At 61.4% G+C, this 24,590-nt stretch carries 25 protein-coding genes; 11 read left to right on the plus strand and 14 right to left on the minus strand.

Annotated features, from left to right (window positions below; genetic code table 11):
- Positions 1–26: 26 nt before the first annotated feature.
- From hpf to PMI24_RS10440, 4 genes are read left to right on the plus strand one after another with little or no spacing between them, the layout of a single operon-like run.
- Positions 27–335, plus strand: a complete 309-nt coding sequence (hpf, locus tag PMI24_RS10425) for a ribosome hibernation-promoting factor, HPF/YfiA family (RefSeq protein ID WP_007953578.1) — start codon at positions 27–29, stop codon at positions 333–335.
- Positions 336–346: 11 nt separating this feature from the next.
- Positions 347–811, plus strand: coding sequence for a PTS IIA-like nitrogen regulatory protein PtsN (ptsN, locus tag PMI24_RS10430; protein WP_007953580.1), 465 nt, complete (start codon positions 347–349; stop codon positions 809–811).
- 2 nt (positions 812–813) lie between these two features.
- Complete coding sequence (gene rapZ / locus PMI24_RS10435) at positions 814–1,671, plus strand: RNase adapter RapZ (RefSeq protein WP_007953582.1); 858 nt, start codon at positions 814–816, stop codon at positions 1,669–1,671.
- A 15-nt stretch (positions 1,672–1,686) separates the two neighbouring features.
- Complete coding sequence (locus PMI24_RS10440; RefSeq protein WP_007953585.1) at positions 1,687–1,962, plus strand: HPr family phosphocarrier protein; 276 nt, start codon at positions 1,687–1,689, stop codon at positions 1,960–1,962.
- 38 nt (positions 1,963–2,000) lie between these two features.
- Here PMI24_RS10440 and PMI24_RS10445 read toward each other — a convergent pair whose 3' ends face one another.
- From PMI24_RS10445 to pmbA, 6 genes are all read right to left on the minus strand, one after another.
- Positions 2,001–2,894, minus strand: coding sequence for a ZIP family metal transporter (locus PMI24_RS10445; protein WP_007953586.1), 894 nt, complete (start codon positions 2,892–2,894; stop codon positions 2,001–2,003).
- 30 nt (positions 2,895–2,924) lie between these two features.
- Positions 2,925–3,536, minus strand: coding sequence for a superoxide dismutase (locus PMI24_RS10450; RefSeq protein WP_045121714.1), 612 nt, complete (start codon positions 3,534–3,536; stop codon positions 2,925–2,927).
- 1 nt (position 3,537) lies between these two features.
- Positions 3,538–3,978 carry a hypothetical protein gene (locus tag PMI24_RS10455; protein ID WP_007953590.1) on the minus strand — a complete coding sequence of 147 codons (441 nt, stop codon included), beginning with the start codon at positions 3,976–3,978 and terminating at the stop codon, positions 3,538–3,540.
- 27 nt (positions 3,979–4,005) lie between these two features.
- Positions 4,006–5,382, minus strand: a complete 1,377-nt coding sequence (locus tag PMI24_RS10460) for a class II fumarate hydratase (protein WP_007953592.1) — start codon at positions 5,380–5,382, stop codon at positions 4,006–4,008.
- On the minus strand, positions 5,363–5,770 hold the full coding sequence (locus PMI24_RS10465) for a hypothetical protein (RefSeq protein WP_007953594.1): 408 nt from the start codon (positions 5,768–5,770) through the stop codon (positions 5,363–5,365). Before PMI24_RS10465 ends, PMI24_RS10460 begins: the two co-directional genes overlap by 20 nt.
- 162 nt (positions 5,771–5,932) lie before the next feature.
- Positions 5,933–7,279 carry a metalloprotease PmbA gene (pmbA, locus tag PMI24_RS10470; protein ID WP_007953596.1) on the minus strand — a complete coding sequence of 449 codons (1,347 nt, stop codon included), beginning with the start codon at positions 7,277–7,279 and terminating at the stop codon, positions 5,933–5,935.
- Positions 7,280–7,387: 108 nt separating this feature from the next.
- On the opposite strand from pmbA, the gene yjgA reads away from it, so the two are divergent.
- The gene (gene yjgA / locus PMI24_RS10475) at positions 7,388–7,912 is read left to right on the plus strand and encodes a ribosome biogenesis factor YjgA (RefSeq protein WP_007953598.1); all 525 of its coding nucleotides are present in this window, start codon (positions 7,388–7,390) and stop codon (positions 7,910–7,912) included.
- Positions 7,913–7,963: 51 nt separating this feature from the next.
- Here the strand turns inward: yjgA and tldD are convergent, their stop codons facing one another.
- From tldD to mreB, 8 genes are all read right to left on the minus strand, one after another.
- A complete protein-coding gene (gene tldD / locus PMI24_RS10480) occupies positions 7,964–9,406 on the minus strand; it encodes a metalloprotease TldD (RefSeq protein ID WP_007953601.1) in 1,443 nt (480 codons plus the stop codon).
- A 5-nt stretch (positions 9,407–9,411) separates the two neighbouring features.
- On the minus strand, positions 9,412–10,272 hold the full coding sequence (locus PMI24_RS10485; protein WP_007953603.1) for a carbon-nitrogen hydrolase family protein: 861 nt from the start codon (positions 10,270–10,272) through the stop codon (positions 9,412–9,414).
- 58 nt (positions 10,273–10,330) lie between these two features.
- Positions 10,331–14,134, minus strand: coding sequence for a YhdP family protein (locus PMI24_RS10490; protein WP_007953604.1), 3,804 nt, complete (start codon positions 14,132–14,134; stop codon positions 10,331–10,333).
- A gap of 75 nt (positions 14,135–14,209) precedes the next feature.
- Entirely contained in the window at positions 14,210–15,667 is a 1,458-nt protein-coding gene (gene rng / locus PMI24_RS10495) for a ribonuclease G (RefSeq protein ID WP_007953605.1), read from the minus strand.
- Positions 15,668–15,724: 57 nt separating this feature from the next.
- Entirely contained in the window at positions 15,725–16,321 is a 597-nt protein-coding gene (locus PMI24_RS10500; protein WP_007953606.1) for a Maf family protein, read from the minus strand.
- Positions 16,322–16,364: 43 nt separating this feature from the next.
- A complete protein-coding gene (gene mreD / locus PMI24_RS10505; RefSeq protein WP_007953608.1) occupies positions 16,365–16,856 on the minus strand; it encodes a rod shape-determining protein MreD in 492 nt (163 codons plus the stop codon).
- On the minus strand, positions 16,856–17,977 hold the full coding sequence (mreC, locus tag PMI24_RS10510) for a rod shape-determining protein MreC (protein ID WP_081493563.1): 1,122 nt from the start codon (positions 17,975–17,977) through the stop codon (positions 16,856–16,858). Before mreC ends, mreD begins: the two co-directional genes overlap by 1 nt.
- A gap of 140 nt (positions 17,978–18,117) precedes the next feature.
- Positions 18,118–19,155, minus strand: a complete 1,038-nt coding sequence (gene mreB, locus PMI24_RS10515; RefSeq protein WP_002555108.1) for a rod shape-determining protein MreB — start codon at positions 19,153–19,155, stop codon at positions 18,118–18,120.
- A 211-nt stretch (positions 19,156–19,366) separates the two neighbouring features.
- Between mreB and gatC the strand changes: the two genes are divergently transcribed.
- The 6 genes from gatC (at position 19,367) to PMI24_RS10545 (ending at position 24,586) form a co-directional block, all read left to right on the plus strand.
- Entirely contained in the window at positions 19,367–19,654 is a 288-nt protein-coding gene (gene gatC / locus PMI24_RS10520; RefSeq protein ID WP_007953612.1) for an Asp-tRNA(Asn)/Glu-tRNA(Gln) amidotransferase subunit GatC, read from the plus strand.
- 16 nt (positions 19,655–19,670) lie between these two features.
- Positions 19,671–21,122, plus strand: coding sequence for an Asp-tRNA(Asn)/Glu-tRNA(Gln) amidotransferase subunit GatA (gene gatA, locus PMI24_RS10525; protein ID WP_007953614.1), 1,452 nt, complete (start codon positions 19,671–19,673; stop codon positions 21,120–21,122).
- Between the two features lie 10 nt (positions 21,123–21,132).
- Entirely contained in the window at positions 21,133–22,578 is a 1,446-nt protein-coding gene (gatB, locus tag PMI24_RS10530; protein ID WP_007953616.1) for an Asp-tRNA(Asn)/Glu-tRNA(Gln) amidotransferase subunit GatB, read from the plus strand.
- Positions 22,579–22,726: 148 nt separating this feature from the next.
- Positions 22,727–23,101, plus strand: a complete 375-nt coding sequence (locus tag PMI24_RS10535) for a septal ring lytic transglycosylase RlpA family protein (protein WP_007953617.1) — start codon at positions 22,727–22,729, stop codon at positions 23,099–23,101.
- A gap of 46 nt (positions 23,102–23,147) precedes the next feature.
- The gene (locus PMI24_RS10540; RefSeq protein ID WP_007953618.1) at positions 23,148–24,209 is read left to right on the plus strand and encodes a calcium/sodium antiporter; all 1,062 of its coding nucleotides are present in this window, start codon (positions 23,148–23,150) and stop codon (positions 24,207–24,209) included.
- The gene (locus tag PMI24_RS10545; protein WP_007953619.1) at positions 24,206–24,586 is read left to right on the plus strand and encodes a carboxymuconolactone decarboxylase family protein; all 381 of its coding nucleotides are present in this window, start codon (positions 24,206–24,208) and stop codon (positions 24,584–24,586) included. Before PMI24_RS10540 ends, PMI24_RS10545 begins: the two co-directional genes overlap by 4 nt.
- The last annotated feature ends 4 nt before the right edge of the window (positions 24,587–24,590 follow it).

The raw sequence follows: 24,590 nt of genomic DNA on the forward strand, positions 1-24,590 counted from the left end.
TGCACTGGCAACGAAGGAGAAGCTGTATGCAAGTCAACATCAGTGGACACCAACTGGAAGTTACCCAACCTCTCCGTGAGTACGTTGAGCAAAAGCTCAAGAGGCTTGAGGGGCATTTCGACAAGATCACCAACGTGCAAGTCACGATGTGCGTCGAGAAGCTGAAGCAGAAAATCGAAGCCACGCTGCATATTCCCGGCAACGAGGTCGTCGCAAACGCGGAACATACCGATATGTACGCTGCGATCGACGCGCTGACCGACAAGCTTGATAAACAACTCAAAAAGCATAAGGAAAAGACCCAGAGCCTGCTTCAGGGCGCTACCGGTCGATAACCCCCACCCCCATGATCCGACTTGAAAGTATCCTGACCCCCGGCCGTTCCCTGGTGAACGTGCCGGGCGGCAGTAAAAAGAAAGCCCTCGAACAAATTGCCAACCTGATCGCCCGGGAAGTCCCGGATCTGGAGATGCAAGATGTCTTCGAGGCATTGATTGCCCGTGAAAAACTGGGTTCCACCGGTTTTGGCAACGGCATCGCCATTCCTCACTGCCGCCTCAAGGGCTGCGAAGCGCCGATCAGTGCGCTGATGCACCTTGATGCCCCTATCGATTTCGACGCTATCGACGGCGCGCCTGTGGACCTGCTGTTCGTCCTGCTGGTGCCGGAAGCCGCCACCGATGCGCACCTGGAACTGTTACGCCAGATCGCCAGCATGCTCGACCGCAAGGACGTGCGCGACAGACTGCGCAGCGCGCCAAGCAACGAAGCGTTGTACCAGGTTGTACTGGAAGAACAGAACAGGCCGTAACCATGCGCTTGATCATTGTCAGTGGCCGTTCCGGCTCGGGTAAAAGTACCGCCCTGGATGTCCTTGAGGACAACGGCTACTACTGCATTGACAACCTGCCGGCCGGCTTGCTGCCAGATCTCGCCGAGCGCGCGCTGGTCCACACCGAAATGCTCCAGCCGCTGGTTGCCGTCTCGATCGATGCGCGCAACCTGCCGAGCCACCTGTCGCGGTTTCCCGAGCTGCTTGAGGAAGTCCGCAGCCGGCATATCCAGTGCGATGTCCTGTACCTGGATGCCGATGACGAAACATTGCTCAAACGTTTTTCGGAAACCCGTCGTCGTCACCCGCTCAGCAATGCCAACCGTTCTCTGGCCGAAGCCATCAACGACGAAACCGCGCTGCTGGGCCCGATCGCCGATCTGGCCGATCTGAAGGTCAACACCACCAACCTCAATCTCTATCAGCTGCGCGACACCATCAAACTGCGTCTATTGAACCAGCCGGAGCCGGGCACGGCGTTTCTGGTGGAGTCGTTCGGTTTCAAACGCGGCATGCCGGTGGATGCGGATCTGGTGTTCGATGTACGCTGCCTGCCGAACCCGTACTGGAAACCGGAGCTGCGCGCGCAATCCGGTCTCGATCAGCCGGTCGCCGAATATCTGGCGGCGCAGCCGGAGGTCGAGGAGATGTACCAGGACATTTACGCGTATCTGTACAAATGGTTGCCACGCTTTGCGGCGAGCAACCGCGCTTACGTCACCATTGCCATCGGCTGCACCGGCGGGCATCACCGCTCCGTTTACCTGACCGAACGTCTTGGCCAGGCGCTGCAGAAGACCCTGAAGAACGTCCAGGTTCGCCACCGCGACCTCAGCTAAAGGATTCACACCGCGATGCCTGCTCGTGAAATCGAAATCATCAACAAGCTGGGCCTGCACGCCCGCGCATCGGCAAAATTCGTCGGAGTGGCGGGCCAGTTTCCCGATTGCACGATCAGAGTGGGCCGCACCCCGGAAACCACGGTCGACGGTAAAAGCATCATGGCGATGATGATGCTCGCTGCGGGCAAGGGCACCAAAATCCACCTGAGTACCGATGGCCACCAGGAACAGGAAGCCATGGACGCGCTGGTGACCCTGATCAACAACTACTTCGACGAAGGTGGTTGAAAACGTTTGAGGCGAGGGAGTCAGCTCCCTCCTCCGGCTCATCCCAACGCCGTATCCATAACCATCATCAGACAGAAGCCGATCAGCAATCCCAGGCTTGCCAGCTTCTCGTGACCATTGCGTCGCGACTCCGGAATGACCTCGTGGGTCACCACCAGCAGCATCGCGCCCGCCGCCAACGCCAATCCCAAAGGCAGCAACAACTCGGCAAGACTGACCAGCCACGCACAGAGCAGCGCGAATACCGGTTCGACCAGACCTGACGCTGCACCAATCAAAAACGCCCTGGCCCGCGACATCCCGGCGCCGGCCAGCACCAGTGCAATCACCAGCCCTTCCGGCACATCCTGCAAGGCAATGCCCATCGCCAGACTGTCTGCATCCGGCATCCCACCACCCGCCGAGACACCGACCGCCATACCTTCCGGAATGTTATGGGCAATGATGGCGAACACGAACAACCAGATCCGCGGCGGAATCACCGGATGCTCGAGGGTCCCGATGAGCATTTCCGGCGAGGCGCCCGACACCCGGCGATCAACCAGATACAGGCCGAACGCGCCGAGCATGATGCCGAAGCAGATCAGGCCACTGGCGCCCCATGGGCTCAGACCCAGACTTTCGGCGGCGGCGATTCCCGGCACGATCAGCGAAAACGCGGTTGCCGCCAGCATCACGCCGGCACCAAAACCCAGCAGCGTATCGCCCAGTGCCTGGGGCATGTTGCGGATCACCAGCACCGGCACCGCTCCGAGCGCGGTGCCGAGGGCGCAGATCGCGCCGCCCTGCAATGCCCGCGACAATCTCGGCTCCAGATTCAGCCATTCCAGTCCATGCGCCACCAGCAAGGTCATGCCCGCCAACAGCAGCAGCGATCCAATTGCGTAACGAAACATACGCCCACTTCCGATCGCCAGTGTTTCAGTGCCCATAGTCAGCCTTGGATTGTTTTTATAGGAGACTTAAACCAGCGCGGCCTGATAGCGCGCAGCGACTTCCGGCCAGTTGATCACGTTGTAGAACGCGCTGATGTATTCCGGCCGACGGTTCTGATAGCGCAGATAGTAGGCGTGCTCCCACACGTCGAGGCCGAGAATCGGCGTGTTGCCGTTCATCAGTGGGCTGTCCTGGTTACCGCTGCTTTCCACCACCAGTTTCTTTTCCGGGGTGACGCTGAGCCAGGCCCAGCCACTGCCGAAGCGGGTCAGTGCGGCTTTGGTGAAGGCCTCCTTGAAGCTGTCGAGGCCGCCCAGTTGCTCATCGATCGCCTTGGCCAGCGCGCCGTCCGGCTTACCGCCACCGCCGGGCACCATCACTTCCCAGAACAGCGAATGGTTGGCGTGACCGCCGCCCTGATTGATCACCGCCGCGCGGAGTTTTTCCGGCAGTTGCTGGACACTGGCAACCAGTTTCTCCACCGGCCACTCCGCGAACTCGGTGCCCTCGACCGCAGCGTTCAGGTTATTGATGTAGGTCTGATGATGCTTGGTGTAGTGGATCTCCATGGTTTGCGCATCAATGTGCGGCTCCAGTGCGTCATAGGCGTAAGGCAAGGCTGGCAGGGTAAAAGCCATTTCAATGGACTCCATGGTGATGTGGGGCAGGCGCGCGGCGCGCATTGCCGGTATCCGGGTGCAGCAAACGCTGGGTGCGCGGGTATTCGCCGTGTTCGCTGATGAAATTGAGCAGCTCGACGTAGGTCTTGCTGCTCTGGCGAAGGGCTGCTTCACGCAGCGCCGGGCGCAGGCGCTCGTCCTGCATGGTCTGCAACAGCCGTTGATGGATCGCACACAAGTATTCGGCGCTCTCCTCCGGCTGATTCAGGCGCAAATGCAGATCCGCCAGGTTGTGGTGGGAGATGACGCAGGCCGCCACCGCTTCGTCGGCATCGGCCCAGCGCTCGAACAACACCTGCGCCAGGGCCAATGCTTGCAGGTAGGCCTCGCGGGCATCGATCAGCTCGCCCAGCATGAAGCAGCGATTGGCCCGTTCGATCGTGCGTTTCCAGTGCTCCATGGTGAACCTCCAAAGCGGTTGCGGTGCTTACACGCCGCCGGCGGTGAGTTTCTCGGGATTGAGCAACTCTTCCAGCTGGCTGCGCGACAGGTCGGTGTGTTCCAGCGCGACGTCGATCACCGGACGGCCCTGTTTGTAGGCCTGCTTGGCGATTTCGGCGGCTTTCTGGTAACCGATGATCGGGTTGAGCGCGGTGACCAGAATCGGGTTGCGCGACAACGCTTCCTTGAGGCGCGACTCGTTGACTTTGAAGCTGGCAATCGCCTTGTCGCCCAGCAGACGGCTGGAGTTGGCCAGCAACTCGATACTGCTCAGCAAATTCTGGGCGATGATCGGCAGCATCACGTTCAGTTCGAAATTGCCCGACTGCCCGGCGATGGTGATCACCGAATCGTTGCCGATCACTTGCGCGGCCACCATGGCGGTGGCTTCCGGAATTACCGGGTTGACCTTGCCCGGCATGATCGACGAGCCCGGCTGCAGGCCTTCCAGTTCGATTTCACCGAGACCGGCAAGCGGGCCGGAGTTCATCCAGCGCAGGTCGTTGGCGATTTTCATCAGCGAAACGGCAGTGGCCTTGAGCTGCCCCGACACGGCTACAGCAGTGTCTTGCGAGCCGATCAGGGCGAACAGATCCTTGCCCGGCGTGAACTGGACGTTGGTCAACTGGCTGAGCTGGCGGCTGAAACGCGCAGCGAATTCCGGATGAGCATTGATCCCGGTGCCGACCGCCGTACCGCCCTGGGCCAGGGATTGCAGGCTTGGCAGCAAATCCTGCAGGTGACCGATATTGGCCTTGAGCTGCTGTGCCCAACCGTTGAGCACCTGACTCATGCGCACCGGCATGGCATCCATCAAGTGGGTGCGGCCGGTCTTGACGTGGTGATGGACTTGCTCGGACTTGCGTTCGATCACTTGCACCAGATGCAGCAGCGCCGGCAGCAGTTGTTCATGCAAGGCCAGCGCCGCACTGACGTGGATGGTGGTCGGAATGATGTCGTTGCTGCTCTGCCCGCAGTTGACGTGATCGTTGGCGTTCACCGGCTCTTCGAGCAGACGGCTGGCCAGGGTGGCGATCACTTCGTTGGCGTTCATGTTGGAGCTGGTGCCGGAGCCGGTCTGGAATATATCCACCGGAAAATGCTGCATGAAGTCGCCTTCCAGCAGACCTTGGGCGGCATCGCTGATGGCTTTGCCTTGCGCGGCGCTGAGCTGGTTGAGTTCGACGTTGGCGCGGGCGGCGGCCGCTTTCGCCAGAATCAGGGCGCGGATGAACTGGGTCGGCATCGGTTTGCCGCTGATCGGGAAGTTATCCACTGCGCGCTGGGTCTGCGCGCCGTAGAGAGCGTCCACCGGCACCTGCAGTTCGCCCATGCTGTCGCGCTCAATACGTGTCTTGGTCATCTGAAAATCCTTGCACCAGTTCAATAAGAGGAATCGAGGGTTGCAACTCGCAGGTGGCGAGCTGCCAGGTGTAGCTTTGCCAGCGTTTGAGCCGACATTTGCACAACGACAGGCGCTCCATTTCGCGCAGCGGGCGCCAGGCTTGATCGAGGCAGAGGCTGCGCCAGTGCCACGGCAACGCGATGTCGGTGGCCGTGTCGAGCAGCAGACGGAAAGAGGTTTCGGCGACCGTCCAGGGCGAAGTAGACGTGCAGCAGGCCAGATATCGGCCTTCGGCCAGGTAGTGCTCGATCAGGCGCGGTTCGTCGGGATCCATCGCGCAACGGATCTGGCGACTCATCCAGCGCCAGCTTTCGAGGTACGGCTGCTCGTGCAAGGCAGAACTCATGATCCTGGGCTCATCCGATAATGAGATTTATTATTAGATGATAATGAGAACCAAAACAAGAGTGGCTTTTTTGCTGCCCTCACCAGCTCGAAAAATTTGCGGACACAAAAAAAGGCGCGCCACCCAATCGGATGACACGCCTTTGTTGTACCTGCCTGCGGCTTAGCTGCCCGCGACCGTCATCTTCTCGATCAACACCGAACCGGTGCGAATGTTGCTGCGCAGCTCCAGATCGTTACCCACCGCGACGATCTGCTTGAACATGTCGCGCATGTTGCCGGCGATGGTCACTTCCTGAACCGCGAACTGGATTTCACCGTCCTCGACCCAGAAACCCGCCGCACCGCGCGAGTAATCACCGGTCACCATGTTCAGGCCATGGCCCATCAACTCGGTGACCAGCAGTCCACGCCCCATGCGCCGCAGCAAGGCAGCCTGGTCTTCATCGCCATGGGTGACGAACAGGTTATGCACGCCGCCCGCGTTGGCGGTGCTCGGCATGCCGAGTTTGCGACCGGAATAAGTGCCAAGGATGTACGAAACCAGCTCGCCTTTCTCGACGAACGGTTTGGCATAGGTCGCCAGGCCGTCACCATCGTAGGAAGCACTGCCCATGGCGCGCATCAGGTGCGGGCGCTCGTCGATGGTCAGCCATTCCGGGAACAGCTTCTGCCCCAGGGTGCCTTCGAGGAAAGACGATTTGCGGTACAGACTGCCGCCGGAAATCGCCGACAGGAAGCTGCCGAACAACCCACCCGCCAACTCCGCGGAAAACAATACCGGCACCTCGCAGGTCGGCACCGGACGCGCACCCAGTCGGCTCGCCGCGCGCTGTGCCGCACGCTGACCAATGCTCACCGGATCCGCCAGCAAGCTGCCCTGACGGTTCACGTCATACCAGTAATCGCGCTGCATCTGGCCATCGGCTTCTGCAATCATCACGCAGCTCAGGCTGTGTCGGGTCGACGCATAACCGCCGATAAAACCGTGACTGTTGCCGTACACGCGGCAGCCCTGATGGGTGCTCAACGTGGTGCCATCGGCATTCTTGATGCGTGCATCGGCGTCGAACGCGGCGGCTTCGCAGAGCAACGCCTTCTCAATGGCCTGCTCCGGGGTGATGTCCCATTGGTGGAACAGATCAAAATCCTGAATATCCCGGGCCATCAGAGCGGCATCGGCCAGCCCCGAAGCTTCGTCTTCGGAGGTGTGCTTGGCAATCGCCAGCGCCGCAGCGACAGTCTCGCGAATAGCATCCGGCCCGGTGGCAGACGTGCTGGCCGAACCCTTGCGCTGGCCGACGTACAGCGTGATGCCAAAACCCTGATCGCGGTTGAACTCGACCGTTTCGACTTCACGTTGACGCACCGACGTCGACAGGCCCTGCTCCAGCGACACCGCTACTTCGCAGGCACTGGCGCCCTGACGCTTGGCTTCGGCGATGATCTGCTCGACCTGTTCCTGCAGTGCCGGCAATGCCTGTGGGCCGACGCTTTCAACTGCACTCATGCTCATCTCCACTCAAATTCTGCTTTCGGCTGGGGCCTTCGAGCGACCGGGCCGGACAAGCGGCCCCCGACTGGTTATCATGGCGGCGTTTCTTTGCGGACTGCCACCATGGTTGATTCTTACGACGACTCCCTCGATACGGGAGAAAAAAGCAAATCCCAGGTCAAACGCGAGCTGCATGCTCTGGTTGACCTTGGCGAGCGCCTTACAACGCTCAAGCCCGACTTGCAGGCAAAACTGCCATTGACCGACGCCCTGCGCCGGGCCCTGGCCGATGCGCCCAAGCACACCGCGAACATCGCGCGTAAACGGCACTTGCAGTTCATCGGCAAACTGATGCGCGATCAGGACACTGACGCGATTCTCACCTTGCTCGATCAACTCGATGCCTCTACCCGTCAGTACAACGAGCGTTTCCACAACCTCGAACGCTGGCGTGACCGCCTGATCGCCGGTGACGATGCCGTGCTGGAGAAATTCGTCGTCGATTACCCGGACGCCGACCGCCAGCAACTGCGTTCCCTGATCCGTCAGGCCCAGCACGAGGTTGCGCAAAACAAACCTCCTGCCTCGAGCCGCAAGATCTTCAAGTACATCCGTGAGCTGGACGAGACTCAACGCGGTCTGCGTTGATATTCGCCACCGGGTGGCCGCACCGCGCGCCACCCGAAGCTCCATCCCTTCTTACGCGCCCGTGCCACCCACGGTGATCGCATCGATTTTCAGGGTCGGCTGACCGACACCCACCGGCACCGACTGCCCATCCTTGCCGCAAGTCCCCACACCGCTGTCCAGCGCCAGATCGTTACCGACCATCGACACCCGGCTCATCGCCTCCGGACCGTTGCCGATCAACGTTGCGCCTTTGACTGGCGCGGTGATCTTGCCGTCCTCGATCAGGTAAGCCTCGCTGGTGGAGAACACGAACTTGCCGCTGGTGATGTCGACCTGACCGCCGCCGAGGTTGGCGCAGTAGATGCCCTTCTTCACCGAGGCGATGATTTCCGCCGGATCACTCTGGCCGCCGAGCATGTAGGTGTTGGTCATCCGTGGCATCGGCAAGTGTGCGTAGGATTCGCGACGACCGTTGCCTGTGCGGGCCACGCCCATCAGCCGCGCATTGAGCTTGTCCTGCATGTAACCCTTGAGCACGCCGTTTTCGATCAGCGTAGTGCACTCGGTCGGGGTGCCTTCGTCGTCGACGCTCAGGGAACCGCGACGACCGCTCAGGGTGCCGTCATCGACGATGGTGCAGAGTTTCGAAGCAACCATTTCGCCCATGCGACCGCTGTAGGCGGAACTGCCCTTGCGGTTGAAATCGCCTTCCAGACCGTGGCCGACCGCTTCGTGCAGCAGCACGCCGGACCAACCCGAACCCAGAACAACCGGCAAGGTGCCGGCCGGTGCCGGAATCGCTTCCAGATTCACCAGCGCCTGACGCAGCGCTTCACGGGCATAACCCATGGCGCGGTCTTCAGCGAGGAAATAACGGTAGTCGGTACGCCCGCCGCCGCCATGGCCGCCACGCTCGCGACGGCCGTTCTGCTCGACGATTACGCTGACGTTGAAGCGCACCAGCGGACGCACATCGGCAGCCAGGCCACCGTCGGTCGAAGCCACCAGAATCCGTTCCCAGACCCCGGCCATGCTTACGCTGACCTGCTGGATACGCGGATCGAGAGCGCGGGTCGCAACGTCGATGCGCTTGAGCAGTTCGACTTTTTCAGCGCGGCTCAGCACTTCCAGCGGGTTATCCGGCGCGTACAACTGGGCGACGTCCTGGGTGCTGAACGCCTGCACCGTGCCGTTCTGCCCGGCGCGGGAAATCGAACGGGCCGCACGGGCCGCTGCGCCGAGGGCTTCGAGGGTGATCGCGTTGCTGTAGGCGAAACCGGTTTTCTCACCGGACTGCGCACGCACGCCGACACCCTGGTCGAGGTTGAAACTGCCTTCCTTGACGATGCCGTCTTCCAGCGACCAGGACTCGGAAATCTGCCCCTGGAAATACAGGTCGGCCGCATCGATACCTGGACCCGCCAGATCACCGAGCACGCCTTGCAGGCTCTCGATCGTCACGCCGCCGGGCGCCAACAGGTGATCACTGACTGAGGACAACAACTCGCTCATAGGTTTTACGCCTTAAATTCGTGTTCTGAAGCAGGTCGCTGTGCGCCCTGCGAAAAAAACCGCCGATGACCCGTCACCGGCATTCGCGCCCGGATGGACGCTTGTTCATTGCTGTCGCGTTCGGCCAGCAACACGGCTTCGCCTTGTTCCTGCTGCGCCAGCACGCGGCCCCACGGGTCGACAATCGCCCCGTGGCCAAAGGTTTCCCGCGGCCCCGGATGCGTTCCGCCCTGAGCGGCCGCCAACACATAGCACTGGGTTTCAATGGCCCGCGCGCGGATCAATACATCCCAATGCGCCGCCCCCGTCACCGCAGTGAAGGCCGACGGTGCGGTAATCAGTTCAGCCCCGGCTGCGCGCAATTCGCTGTACAGCTCCGGGAAGCGCAGGTCGTAACACACCGTCAGGCCCAATCGCCCGACCGGCGTGTCCGCGACCACCACGCCACTGCCATAAGCATAGTCATCGGATTCGCGGTAACGGCCGCGATTGTCCGCTACGTCGACATCAAACAGATGCAACTTGTCATAGCGTGCAACGATTTCGCCCTGATCGTTCACCAACAGCGAGCAGGCATGGGACTTGGCCTCGGGCTGCCCCACCGGCGGTAACGGCAAGGTGCCGGCCACAATCCATAACCTGAGGTCGCGGGCGGTCTGTTTCAACCACGGCAGGATCGGGCCTTCGCCGAGCGCTTCGGCGCGGCCGATGTCGGCGATGTCGCGACGGCCCATGGCGGCGAAGTTTTCCGGCAGCACGGCCAGCTTCGCACCAGCGCTGGCTGCTTGTTCGAGCAAACGTCGGGCATCGCGCAGATTGGCCAGCACATCGCTCTGGCTGACCATTTGAATCACCGCTAAAGACATGGCGCACTCCGCAAGAGGTATGCGGCCATGCTACTCCATCGGTTCAGGGGCTGGCTGTTCAAAAAGGCTTGTCGAAGGTGATTTTCGGCTCTTTCCATGGGCCTTTGACGGTGTATTTGACGCTGGCGAACCGCGCCACGCGATCGCCGATCAGCTTGTCGATCAGAAACAATGCGCCGCCGACCGCTGGCGCGCCGACAATCAGCGCGGCAATCGGCAGGTTGTTGGTCACCGGCAAAGTCACCAGCAATTTGGCATCCACCTTGTCGCCCACCAGATCCAGCGTGCCGTCCAGTTCCAGGTTGCTCGAAGGACCGGTCAACTTGATCGGTTCTTTCGTCACATAAACGCCGTTGGTCGCCTCCAGCAATCCCTTGACCCGGTCATAGCTCAAGCCTTTGCCGAACAGGTCGGAGAAGTCGAGGCGCAATCGCCGGCCAATCGAGTTGAAGTTGAGCAGACCGAACACGCGCAATGCCTGTGCGCCGCCCTCCACTTCAACAAACTGGCCTTTGTTCAGCGACGCATCGAGGGTGCCGGAGAAGCGCTTGGTCGCCAGCCACGCCGGCGAGCCCGGCCAGCGGCCGTCGACATCCATGTGGAACTCTTCGCTGGTCACGCTCGGTGCAAAACCCCAGCCCTTGAGCACATCGGCGAGGTTCTTGCCGCCGATCCGCCCCTTGTACCAACTACTCGTGGCACCGGGCGTTCCTTCCCAGCCACCACTGCCCTGCAAAAGAATGCCCTTGAGGCCCAGATCGAGGTTGTTCAAGGCGATGCCCTTGGCAGTCGGCCGAACCTTGAGCGACCAGCCGCCGACCAGATCCTGGCCCTGGAACAATTGATTGATGGTGATATCCAGCGCCGGAATCTTGCTCGGATCCACCGAAGCCAGCGGGTCCGGCGCGTTCTCGTCGGCCTGCACCGTTGGGTCAGGCGCCGGCAACCGCACGTATTGCAGGTTCACCGCAATGGGCGCGCCCTTGGCGTCGGGAATGCCGGCCGTGCCTTTGGCCTGCTGACTGTCGAGGGCCAGAGCCCAGGCGCCGGGTTTGCGATTGACCTGCACTGCCGCTTGATCCAGCGTGGTGCCGAAGGCCGTGAGTTTGCCGATCTTGAAATCCGCGCTGCTGAGCAACTGCTTGGCGTTGCCACCCGGGTCCTGGCCGGCGTACTTGTCCAGCAGATCCTGCCAGGGTTTGACGTCCAGCTCGGACAACACGCCGCGTACCCGCAAGCCTTTGTTACCCGGCAACACCGCTTCACCGGCGCCGAGGAACAACTCGCCCCGGCCATCGGCGAAATTGCCGGGTGGCGCGGCGAAGGTGAAATTGGCCAGTTGATCGTAATTGACCCAGTAACGCCGCTCCTGTCCCTGCAAGGTCATGCGGAACACCGTGTCACGCCCGACATCGGCCGCCATGCCGAACGGCGCCGGCAGATCCACCGCCACGCCCTTCAGGCTGGAGCTGACCATCAATTGGCTGTCGGCGCCGTCCAGATTCACTTGCAGCTGATAAGGGATGGTTCCGGACACCGGCAACGGCTGGGTCACGCCCAGCCAATCGGTGAGCTTCTTGACTTCGACCTGCCCCGACGCTGCCACTCTTGTCTTGAGCTTGCCGGGGCCGCCGTCGGCGAAGATCTGCGCAGTGACCGGTTTGTCGAAGGCCCGGGCACTGATGTTCTGCCCGCTCAGGCCCTTGGCGCTGTCGAAGCGGAAATCGCCCTTGAGCTGGCTCAGTTCGAGCTTCGGCTCCGCCAGCTTCAATCGCGCATTGGCGGTTTTGAAGTCGACGAGGATTTTTGGCTGATCGCCCTTGGCCAACGGCACATCGAGTTTGAGCTTGCCTTGCAGATCACCCTCGCCCTCCCAGCCGGCAAAAGTGTCGGCGGTGCCGATCGGCGCCTCCTGAAGAATCTTCAGGCCATCGCCCAGCCCGCCGGCAAAACTGCCGTCGAGGAACATATGGCTGTGCTCGCCGCTCGGCACATGGGGAATATTGACGAAGACATCGCTGACCTGCGTGTCGAGCAACTGGCCCTTGCTGGCGAGAATCCGCACGCCGCTGTCTTCGATGAACACGTCACCGCTGACCTTGCTCACGTGCGGCCAGCCCGGCTGGAACGCCAGCTCGGCGTCGTGCACCTTGAAGAACAGACTGATGCTGCGATCTGCTTCCCCGGCGTTCTTGTTCAGCGAGCCCTGATACTGGAAGAAGCCTTGATCCACCGCGCCCTTGAGAATCGCCGTGCGCAGCCACTCATCGAGGGCCGGGCTCAGGACTTCCGGCAGGTACTTGGCGGTGTAACGACCGTCGCCGTCCACCAGGCCGACCCGCAGGTCCATGTAGTCTTCCTGGCTGTGATCGAAATGCAGGCGGATCAGAAAGTCGCCGGCAATCTTGCCTTCCTCGCCGAGCACCTTCAGGTACGGTGCGATCAGGGTGAAACCTTCTTTATCGAGCTTCCAGGTCAACCGCGCGTTGGCCTGAATGTATTGCCACGGCTTGGCGAAAATCGGATCGAGGTGCAGGACGAAATCCTTGCTGTCCATGCGCAGCTCGCCGCCACCGAGGTTACCGCTGAGACTGCCGCTGACATTCCGCGCGGCCGGCGCGCCGTGATAGGCGTCGAAGCCGACTTGATCAAGGTTGGCGGCAAAGCCGAATTTGCTGTCGTCGGTGGCGTTCGGCCGGAAATCCAGCAGCACGTTACGCAGCCCGCCGGTCACTTTCAGGCGCTCGACCACGGTGGCGAAGCCTTGAGGTAACGGGCCGAGGGCATTGAGCAAAGGAGTGATCGGCGTCAGGTCGAGCCGATCGGCCTGCAGATGCCAGAGTTCTTCGTTCTTGTCGGTGGCGGCAGTCTGTTTGATCTGCACATGCGATTCCCAGCGGGTTTCGCCGAAATTCATTGCCAGCGAATCAAGCGTGACAGTGGCCCCCTCGGGACCGCGCTGGAAGTAGCCGTTGAGCGCCAGATTGTTGATCTGGATAGGCTTGCGCTCGGCGTAAGCACCGGTCAGTTGCGGCGCGTTGAGACGGATCGCAGCACTCTGCAACGCCCCTTCGCGCCAGTTGACCCACAGCTCGCCACCGGCCTTGATCTCGGAGAAATTCCATTGCTGGGTCAGGCGCTCGGGCAGCCATTTCGACCAGTCGCTCTGCGGCAGGCTGACATAACCTTCCACTTCGCTGCTCTGCCACTGACTCGGACGAATCCGCGTGCGCAGGCTCAGCGCCACGGGCTGGCCGTCAGGCAGTGTCAGTCGTGCATCGAGGCGCTGACGGCTGGTGCCGGTCTTGAGATTGAGGCCGACATACGTGAGCGTTAGCGGTGCCTGCTCTCGCGGTTGCAAGGTCACCTGGCTGTCGAGCACCGACAGTTGCTGAATCATTTGCATGCGGTTGAACAGTTGCTCGGGATCCATGGGCTGATCCTGCTGCACCGGCAAGCCTTCCAGCGCCCACTGTCCGTCTTCGCCTTCCTTGAGGCTGATTTTCAAACCGTTGAGTTCAAGGTGGGCGATGCGCACTTCGCGGGCCAGCAAACTGGCCCACAGATCCGGCACTGCGCGCACCCGATCCAGGCGCAAGGCATTGGCGCCGCTGCCGACCATCACGTCGTGGGCCAGCAGGATCGGTGCAAACCCGCTCCAGTTGCCTTCCAGCTCGCCGATCTGCAGCGGCATGCCCAGGGCGGCACTGGCCTTGTCTTCGATATCGGTGCGGTATTCGGCCACCAGTGGCGTGAGTTCCCGGCCGAGACTGACGTACAACGCCATCAATACCAGAACCAACGCGCACAGGCCCAGACCCCAGCGGGTCAGTGCGGCCAAAATGCGTGTCAGACGTTCCATGTCAGTTGGCTCCCATGGCAAAAATACTGCAAAAAGCTGAGGCCAGCCGTTTCAGGAAAAGGGTGACGCAGGGGTTCAGAGCAGCACCACGTCATATTGTTCCTGGGAATACATGGTTTCCACCTGGAAGCGTATGGTGCGCCCGATGAAACCTTCAAGTTCGGCCACGTTACCGGACTCTTCATCGAGCAGGCGATCCACCACTTTCTGGTTCGCCAGCACCCGATAACCCTCGGCCTGATAGGCCCGGGCTTCACGCAGGATCTCGCGGAAAATCTCGTAGCAAATGGTTTCCGGGGTTTTCAGCTTGCCCCGGCCCTGACAACTGCTGCACGGTTCGCACAGCACCTGCTCGAGGCTTTCGCGGGTGCGCTTGCGCGTCATCTGCACCAGGCCCAACTCGGTAATACCGATGATGTTGGTCTTGGCGTGATCGCGCTCCAGTTGTTTCTCCAGGGTACGCAGCACCTGACGCTGGTGCTCTTCGTCTTCCATGTCGATGAAGTCGATGATGATGATCCCGCCCAGATTGCGCAGGCGCATCTGCCGGGCAATCGCGGTCGCGGCTTCGAGGTTGGTCTTGAAGATGGTTTCTTCGAGGTTGCGATGACCGACGAACGCCCCGGTGTTCACATCGATGGTGGTCATGGCTTCTGCCGGATCGATCACCAGATAGCCGCCGGACTTCAGCGGCACCTTGCGTTCCAGGGCTTTCTGTATTTCGTCTTCGACGCCGTACAGGTCGAAGATCGGTCGTTCACCCGGGTAGTGTTCCAGACGATCGGCGATTTCCGGCATCAGTTCGGCGACGAACTGCGTGGTCTTCTGGAAGGTTTCCCGGGAGTCGATGCGGATCTTCTCGATCTTCGGGCTGACCAGATCGCGCAGGGTGCGCAGCGCCAGGCCTAAGTCCTCGTAAATCACGCTCGGTGCGCCGATGGTCTTGATCTGTTCGTTGATCTGATCCCACAGGCGGCGCAGGTAGCGGATGTCCATCAGGATCTCATCGGCACCGGCACCTTCGGCGGCAGTACGCAAAATGAAGCCGCCGGCCTCCTTGATGCCTTCTTTGGCCACGCAATCGCTGACCACCTGCTTGAGGCGTTCGCGCTCGGCTTCGTCTTCGATCTTCAGGGAAATGCCGACGTGGGCGGTGCGTGGCATGTACACCAGATAGCGCGACGGGATCGACAGTTGCGTGGTCAGCCGCGCACCTTTGGAACCGATCGGATCCTTGGTGACCTGCACCACCAGGCTCTGGCCTTCGTGCACCAGAGCGCTGATGCTTTCTACCGCCGGGCCTTCGCGCAGGGAAATTTCCGAGGCATGAATGAAGGCTGCGCGATCCAGGCCGATATCGACGAACGCCGCCTGCATGCCCGGCAGAACCCGCACCACCTTGCCTTTATAGATGTTGCCGACGATCCCGCGTTTTTGCGTACGCTCGACGTGCACTTCTTGCAGCACACCGTTTTCGACCACCGCCACGCGCGATTCCATCGGCGTGATGTTGATCAGAATCTCTTCACTCATGGCAGGGTCTCGTTCAGGCATGTTCACGATAATGGCCGCATCTTGTCCGTTCGACGCTTATTGCGCGTTCAGGGTTTGCCAACAGGGTATGCCGAAATGGCCGAGCAGTTCTGCGCTTTCGCACACCGGCAAGCCGACGACCGCCGAGTAACTGCCATTGAGGCCGGCGACGAATACCGCGCCGAGCCCCTGAATGCCGTAGCCACCCGCCTTGTCCCGGGGCTCGCCGCTGGCCCAGTAGGCGGCGGCTTCTTCACGGCTGATCGACCGGAACCGCACCAGACTGCGCACCACCCGCGACTCGCAGCGCTTGCCGTCGAGCACGGCAATCGCCGTCAGCACTTCATGCTCCTTGCCGGACAACATCATCAGCATGGCGCATGCGTCGGCTTCGTCCACCGGTTTGCCAAGAATTTTGCCGTCCAGCACCACAGCGGTGTCGGCGCCCAGTACGCAAAACGCTACGTCGCAAACGACGGTGCGCCGTCCGGCCTCGGCCTTGCCGCGCGCCAGGCGCTCGACGTAGGCCGATGGGGACTCATTGGCGAGAGGGGTTTCATCGATATCCGCGCTGATCGCGGTAAACGGGATGCCGATCTGCGTGAGCAATTCACGCCGACGCGGCGATCCTGAGGCGAGGTAAAGCTTTTTCATCAAGACATCTCCCTGTCGAGGTGCGGGCAAATGCCTGACCGAATCAGTTGATTTTGTAGCGTCGGCGCAATCCACGCAGAGCGAAGCTGACCCATGGCCAGAGCAAGGCACTGACCAGCGCCGGCAGGACCAGCGCAAGGGTCGGCTGACGGTTGCCGGTCAAGGCACTGAGCCAAAGCTGTACGAGCTGGGCGAGGCCGAAGATCACCAGGACGACCAGGCTCTGCTGCCACATCGGGAACATTCGCAGGCGTTGCTGCAATGACAGCACCAGGAACGTGATCAGTGTCAGGATCAAGGCATTCTGACCGAGCAGATCGCCCTGCAGCACGTCTTCGGCCAGCCCCAGGCAGAAGGCCGTGACCATGCCGACCGTATGCGGCAGATACAACGCCCAGAAAGTCAGGAGCAAGGCCAGCCACAGCGGACGCAGGATTTCCATGAAAATGGGCAATGGCGACACACTGAGCAGAATGCCGACGATAAACGTCAGCCATACAATCCAGCCATTACGCGATGCGGTAGCCCCGACCATTATTCTTGCCTCCCGGTGGTCGCCGGCGCAGTGACTGGCGGTTTGGCCGCTGGTCGAGCCGCCGGCTGATTCGCCGGTGGTTTGCTGGCCGCTGGTGTGGCTGCAGGCGGTTTGCTTGCAGCGGGTTTGGCCGGCGTGGTGCTGGCGGAAGGCGCAGCCGGCGGCGCCGTGGCTGGAGTTGCTGCTGCGGCAGGCGGGGTAACGATTTTCGGTACCGTGGACGGAATCACCGGACCACCACCAAAGGCATCAAGGTTTTCCTGAGCCTGCGCGGCATCGTTGGCACGTTCTTCGGCGGTGCGGTTATCGCTGAACACCAGCAGCAGGTAACGGCTGCGGTTCAGTGCGGCGGTCGGCACGGCGCGAACAATGGCGAATGGCTGGCCGGAATCGTGGATGACTTCCTTGACCGTCGCCACCGGATAACCGGCCGGGAAACGCTGACCGAGTCCGGAGCTGACCAGCAGATCGCCTTCCTTGACGTCGGCAGTGTCCGCCACGTGGCGCAGTTCCAGACGCTCGGGGTTACCGGTGCCGCTGGCAATCGCCCGCAGACCGTTACGGTTCACCTGCACAGGAATGCTGTGGGTCGAGTCGGTCAGCAGCAGCACACGCGAGGTGTACGGCATCAGTTCGACCACCTGCCCCATCAGGCCGCGAGCATCGAGCACCGGCTGACCGAGCACCACGCCATCACGCTCACCTTTATTGATGATAATGCGATGGGTGAAGGGGTTGGGGTCCATGCCGATCAGCTCGGCCACTTCGACCTTCTCGTTGACCAGCGCGGAGGAATTGAGCAACTCGCGCAGACGGACGTTCTGCTCGGTGAGGGCGGCAAGCTTCTGCATGCGACCCTGCAACAGCAGGTTCTCCGACTTGAGTTTTTCATTTTCGGCGACGAGCTCGGTGCGACTGCCGAACTGGCTGGCGATACCTTCCCACAACCGTCCGGGCAGGTCAGTGATCCAGTAGGCGTCCATCAGCACCAGCGAGGCCTGGCTGCGTACGGGTTTAAGCAGGCTGAAGCGCGCGTCAACGACCATCAGCGCGACCGACAGTACGGCCAGCACCAACAAGCGCACGCCCAGTGAGGGGCCCTTGGCGAAAAGCGGTTTAATAAGCCGCTCCTCCCAGGCAAATGTTCTGTTTATTCATACGGCATCAAACCGGCCTGGATGAAGACTGACAGAAGATAAACGCCAACAGGCAGCACTGCAAAGTGCTGCCTGTGCGCTCACCCACGTATTGCACCCGGCGATTATTCGCTGGAGAGCAGGTCCATGGTGTGCTTGTCCATCATTTCCAATGCACGGCCACCGCCGCGAGCGACGCAGGTCAGCGGATCTTCGGCAACGATCACCGGCAGACCGGTTTCCTGGGCCAGCAGCTTGTCGAGGTCACGCAGCAGCGCGCCACCACCGGTCAGCACCAGGCCACGCTCGGCGATGTCGGAAGCCAGTTCCGGCGGCGATTGCTCCAGGGCGCTTTTCACGGCCTGAACGATGGTTGCCAGGGACTCTTGCAGAGCTTCCAGCACTTCGTTGGAGTTCAGGGTGAATGCGCGCGGAACGCCTTCGGCCAGGTTGCGACCGCGAACGTCGACTTCGCGAACTTCGCCGCCCGGGTAGGCCGTACCGATTTCCTGTTTGATGCGCTCGGCGGTGGATTCGCCGATCAGGCTGCCGTAGTTGCGGCGCACGTAGGTGATGATCGCTTCGTCGAAGCGGTCGCCGCCAACGCGTACGGATTCGGCATAGACCACACCGTTCAGGGAGATCAGCGCGATTTCGGTGGTACCACCACCGATATCCACGACCATCGAGCCGCGTGCTTCTTCAACCGGCAGGCCGGCACCGATCGCAGCGGCCATCGGCTCTTCGATCAGGAACACTTCACGGGCACCGGCACCAAGGGCCGATTCACGGATGGCACGACGCTCAACCTGGGTGGATTTGCATGGAACGCAGATCAGCACACGAGGGCTGGGCTGCAGAAAGCTGTTTTCGTGAACCTTGTTAATAAAGTATTGCAGCATCTTTTCGCAGACGCTGAAGTCGGCGATCACGCCGTCCTTCATCGGACGAATGGCAGCAATGTTGCCCGGCGTACGGCCAAGCATGCGCTTCGCTTCGGTGCCGACAGCGACGACACTTTTCTGGTTACCGTGTGTCCGAATGGCCACAACCGATGGCTCATTCAGGACGATACCGCGCTCGCGCACGTAAATAAGGGTGTTGGCAGTGCCCAGGTCAATGGAAAGATCGCTGGAAAACATGCCACGCAGTTTCTTGAACATGGGAAAGGGACCCTAGGCAACGCGTGGGTAAAAAAGTGCGGCAAACTCTAACAACGACAGGGATTTTGGGCAAGGCGCCAATATGTTAAATTGGCCGCTTTTCTGTGCACCAAGCCCCACAATCGCGGCCTTATGACCGTAGAAGTGCGGTAGTGTTCCGACAATCTAACACACGGACGCCGTCCGTCCTGTTTTCCACTGGAGAAACCCGATGGCGCTAGAACGCTCCGACGTGGAAAAAATCGCTCATCTGGCCAGCCTTGGCCTGAATGACGCCGATCTTCCACACATCACTTCGGCCCTCAACAGCATTCTCGGGCTGGTCGACGAAATGCAGGCGGTCAATACCGACGGTATCGAGCCGCTGGCCCACCCGCTGGAAGCCAGTCAGCGCCTGCGCGCCGACGTCGTGACCGAAAGCAATAACCGCGAGGCTTATCAGTCCATCGCACCAGCGGTCGAAAACGGCCTGTACCTGGTTCCGAAAGTCATCGACTAAAGGGAAAGAGCCTGCAATGCATCAATTGACTCTGGCCGAGATCGCCCGCGGTCTCGCCGATAAAAAGTTTTCTTCCGAAGAGCTGACCAAAGTCCTGCTGGCGCGCATTACCCAGCTCGATCCGCAGCTCAACAGTTTCATCAGCCTCACCGAAGAGCTGGCCCTTGAGCAGGCGAAAGCCGCCGACGTGCGCCGGGCCAACGGTGAGAGCGGCGCGCTGCTCGGTGCGCCGATCGCCCACAAAGACCTGTTCTGCACCCAGGGCATCCGCACCAGCTGCGGCTCGAAGATGCTCGACAACTTCAAGGCTCCGTACGACGCCACCGTGGTATCGAAGCTGGCCGCCGCCGGCACCGTGACCCTGGGCAAGACCAACATGGACGAATTCGCCATGGGTTCGGCCAACGAGTCGAGCTGGTACGGCGCGGTGAAAAACCCGTGGAACCTGGAACACGTACCGGGCGGTTCGTCCGGTGGTTCGGCGGCGGCAGTTGCCGCTCGTCTGTTGCCTGCCGCAACGGCCACCGACACTGGCGGCTCGATCCGCCAACCGGCTGCATTCACCAACCTCACCGGCCTGAAACCGACCTACGGTCGCGTGTCGCGCTGGGGCATGATCGCTTACGCCTCCAGCCTCGATCAGGGCGGCCCTCTGGCTCGCACCGCCGAAGACTGCGCGATTTTGTTGCAAGGTATGGCCGGCTTCGACCCGAACGACTCCACCAGCATCGATGAACCGGTGCCGGACTACGCCGCCGGTCTGAATGGCTCGCTGCAAGGCCTGCGCATCGGCGTGCCGAAGGAATACTTCGGCGCCGGTCTTGACCCGCGCATCGCCGACCTGATCCAGAACAGCATCAAAGAACTGCAGAAGCTCGGTGCCGTGATCAAGGAAATCAGCCTGCCGAACATGCAGCACGCGATTCCTGCGTACTACGTGATCGCCCCGGCAGAAGCCTCCTCCAACCTGTCGCGTTTCGACGGCGTGCGCTTCGGCCACCGCTGCGAAGATCCGAAGAACCTGGAAGACCTGTACAAGCGCTCCCGTGGCGAAGGCTTTGGTGCCGAAGTGCAGCGCCGGATCATGGTCGGTGCCTACGCACTGTCCGCCGGTTACTACGACGCCTACTACCTGAAAGCGCAGAAGATTCGTCGCTTGGTGAAGAACGACTTCATGACCGCATTTAATGAAGTCGACATCATCCTCGGCCCGACCACGCCAAACCCGGCCTGGAAACTCGGCGCCAAGAACAGCGACCCGGTCGCTGCCTACTTGGAAGACGTCTACACCATCACCGCCAACCTCGCGGGCCTGCCGGGCCTGTCGATGCCGGCCGGTTTCGTCGACGGTCTGCCGGTCGGCGTGCAACTGCTCGCTCCGTATTTCCAGGAAGGCCGTTTGCTCAACGTTGCGCACCAGTATCAGTTACACACTGACTGGCACACCCGCACCCCAACCGGCTTCTGAGGAGACACACATGCAATGGGAAGTCGTGATCGGGCTGGAGATTCACACCCAGCTCACCACCCGGTCGAAAATCTTTTCCGGTAGTTCCACCACGTTCGGCTCCGAGCCGAACACCCAGGCCAGCCTGATCGACTTGGGCATGCCCGGCGTGTTGCCGGTGCTGAACCAGGAAGCGGTGCGCATGGCGGTGATGTTCGGTCTGGCGATTGACGCCGAGATCGGTCAGCACAACGTGTTCGCGCGTAAAAACTATTTCTACCCGGACCTGCCGAAGGGCTACCAGATCAGCCAGATGGAATTGCCGATCGTCGGCAAGGGCCACCTGGACATCGCCCTGGAAGACGGCACGGTCAAACGCGTCGGCATCACCCGCGCGCACCTGGAAGAAGACGCCGGCAAGAGCCTGCACGAAGAGTTCAGCGGTGCCACCGGCATCGACCTGAACCGTGCCGGCACGCCGCTGCTGGAAATCGTTTCCGAGCCTGACATGCGCAGCGCCAAGGAAGCCGTGGCCTACGTCAAGGCGATCCACGCGCTGGTACGTTACCTGGGCATCTGCGACGGCAACATGGCCGAAGGCTCGCTGCGTTGCGACTGCAACGTGTCGATACGTCCGAAAGGCCAGGTTGAATTCGGCACCCGCTGCGAGATCAAGAACGTCAACTCATTCCGCTTCATCGAGAAGGCGATCAACTCCGAGATCCAGCGTCAGATCGACCTGATCGAAGACGGCGGCAAAGTGATCCAGCAGACCCGTCTGTACGATCCGAACAAGGACGAAACCCGTCCGATGCGCAGCAAGGAGGAAGCCAACGACTACCGTTACTTCCCCGATCCGGACCTGCTGCCGGTGGTCATCGAGGATTCGTTCCTCAGTGACGTGCGCGCCACCCTGCCGGAACTGCCACCGCAGAAACGCGAGCGCTTCCAGAGTGCTTTCGGTCTGTCGGCCTATGACGCCAACGTGCTGGCCACCAGCCGTGAGCAGGCGGACTACTTCGAGAAAGTCGCAGCCATCGGCGGCGACGCCAAACTGGCGGCGAACTGGGTGATGGTCGAGTTGGGCAGCCTGCTCAACAAGCAGAACCTGGACATCGAGGATTCGCCGGTTTCGGCCGAGCAACTGGGCGGCATGCTGCAGCGTATCAAGGACAACACCATCTCCGGCAAGATTGCCAAGGTGGTGTTCGAAGCGATGGCCAACGGCGAAGGCAGCGCAGACGAGATCATCGAAAAGCGCGGCCTGAAGCAGGTTACCGACACCGGCGCAATCTCGGCGGTACTGGACGAAATGCTCGCGGCCAACGCCGAGCAGGTCGAGCAATACCGTGCGGCAGACGAAGCCAAGCGCGGCAAGATGTTCGGCTTCTTCGTCGGTCAGGCCATGAAAGCCTCCAAAGGCAAGGCCAACCCGCAGCAAGTGAACGAACTGCTGAAAAGCAAGCTCGAAGGCTGACCACAATGGAGCCAGATTTCAAACCTGGCTCTGATCCCTGTGGGAGCGAGCCTGCTCGCGATAGCGCAATTTCAGACACCGCAAAGGTGACTGCAAAACCGCCATCGCGAGCGGGCTCGCTCCCACAATGGTTTCGGGAAACCTTTGAATGAAGCGTCTACTCATCAGCTGCGCCCTGCTCTCTTTGCTGGCCGGTTGCGCCAGCACCGATGTCATCGACCCGCACGGTTACGACCAGACCGGCGTCGCCTCCTATTACGGTGCCAAGCACCACGGTAAACGCACCGCCAGCGGCGAAGCGTTCAACCAGAATTCCCTGACCGCCGCCCACCGCCAGTTGCCGTTCGGCACGCGGGTGAAGGTCACCAACCTGAAAAACGATGAATCCGTCGTGGTCCGCATCAACGACCGCGGCCCGCACACCCGTGGCCGTCTGATCGATGTTTCACGTGCGGCGGCCGAACAGCTCGGTATGCTGCGCAGTGGAACCGCCCGGGTTCGGGTCCAGGCCCTCGACGACTGATGGAGCGTCCACCATTTTCGGACTGACCGACTTACCCCTGATCAGCGTGATCGAATTGCTCAGCGGGCTGTTCCTGCTGATCGCCGGCGCCGAGCTGATGGTGCGCGCCGCGGTGCGCCTGGCCGCGCGCCTGCATGTACGACCGCTGATCATCGGCCTGACCATCGTCGCACTCGGCAGCAGCGCCCCGCAAATGGCCGTCAGCCTGCAAGCCGTGCAGGCACACACGCCGGACATCGCCGTCAGCAGCGTGATCGGCAGCAGCATTTTCAACATTCTCGTCACCCTCGGCCTGTCGGCGCTGATCATCCCGCTGCGGGTGTCGCGGCAACTGGTTCGCCTGGACATCCCGTTGATGATCGGCGCCAGCCTGCTGGTGTTCGTGCTGGCGTGGAATGAAGAACTCGGTCGCCTCGACGGTATTCTGCTGCTCGGTGCCCTGGCGCTTTACCTCGGGTTGTTGCTGCGCCAGTCGCGGCACTCGACCCGCCCGCATTCCGATCAGCCCCACGATCCGCAGGCGCCGTGGTTCACCAGCCTGCTGATGATTGTCGGCGGTCTGGGCATGCTGGTGTTCGCCGGACACCTATTGCTGGGGGCGGCCGTAGTCGTGGCCACCGATCTGGGGTTCTCCGAACGGGTGATCGGCCTGACCGTGGTCGCGGTCGGCACCTCGCTGCCGGAACTCGCCACCTCGCTGATCGCTGCGCTGCGCGGCCAGCGCGACATCGCCGTGGGCAACGTGATAGGCGCCAACCTGTTCAACCTGCTCGGGGTGCTGGGCCTCACCGCGCTGATCGCGCCGACACCGTTGTCGGTCTCGCCGAACGCGCTGGATTTCGACCTGCCGGTGATGCTCGGCGTCGCTGCGCTGTGCCTGCCGGTGTTCTATTCCGGTTATCGCGTGACACGGGCCGAAGGTTTGCTGCTGTTGGGTTTGTATCTGGCGTACGGGCTGCACGTGGTGTCGTTCACCACCGGCATGCCACTGGCCGGCAAACTCGAGCGATTGATGCTGTTTTATGTACTGCCGGCGCTGCTGACGTTTCTGTTTTTTACGTCCGTGCGCGCCTGGCGCCGCCAACACCACAAGAAGGATGTGCCATGACCGAATCGAAGAAATCCGGGGTTGAAGTCCGCCGTCAGGTAATGGGCGACGCGTTTGTCGACCGCGCGCTGGGCAACGCCACCGAGTTCACCCAACCGTTGCAGGATTTCGTCAACGAACACGCCTGGGGCGGCGTGTGGAATCGCGAAGGTTTGCCGCTGAAGACCCGCAGCCTGATCACCCTCGCCGCATTGACAGCACTGAAGTGCCCGCAGGAATTGAAGGGCCACGTGCGCGGTGCGTTGAACAATGGCTGCACGATCGATGAGATCCGCGAAGCGCTGCTGCATTGCGCGGTGTATGCCGGCGTGCCGGCGGCGATCGATGCGTTCCGCGCGGCGCAGGAAGTGATCGACAGTTACCAGAAGCCCGAGTAACCGC

Origin of the sequence: Pseudomonas sp. GM25, from assembly GCF_000282255.1 — a bacterium.
GTDB lineage: Bacteria > Pseudomonadota > Gammaproteobacteria > Pseudomonadales > Pseudomonadaceae > Aquipseudomonas > Aquipseudomonas aphyarum.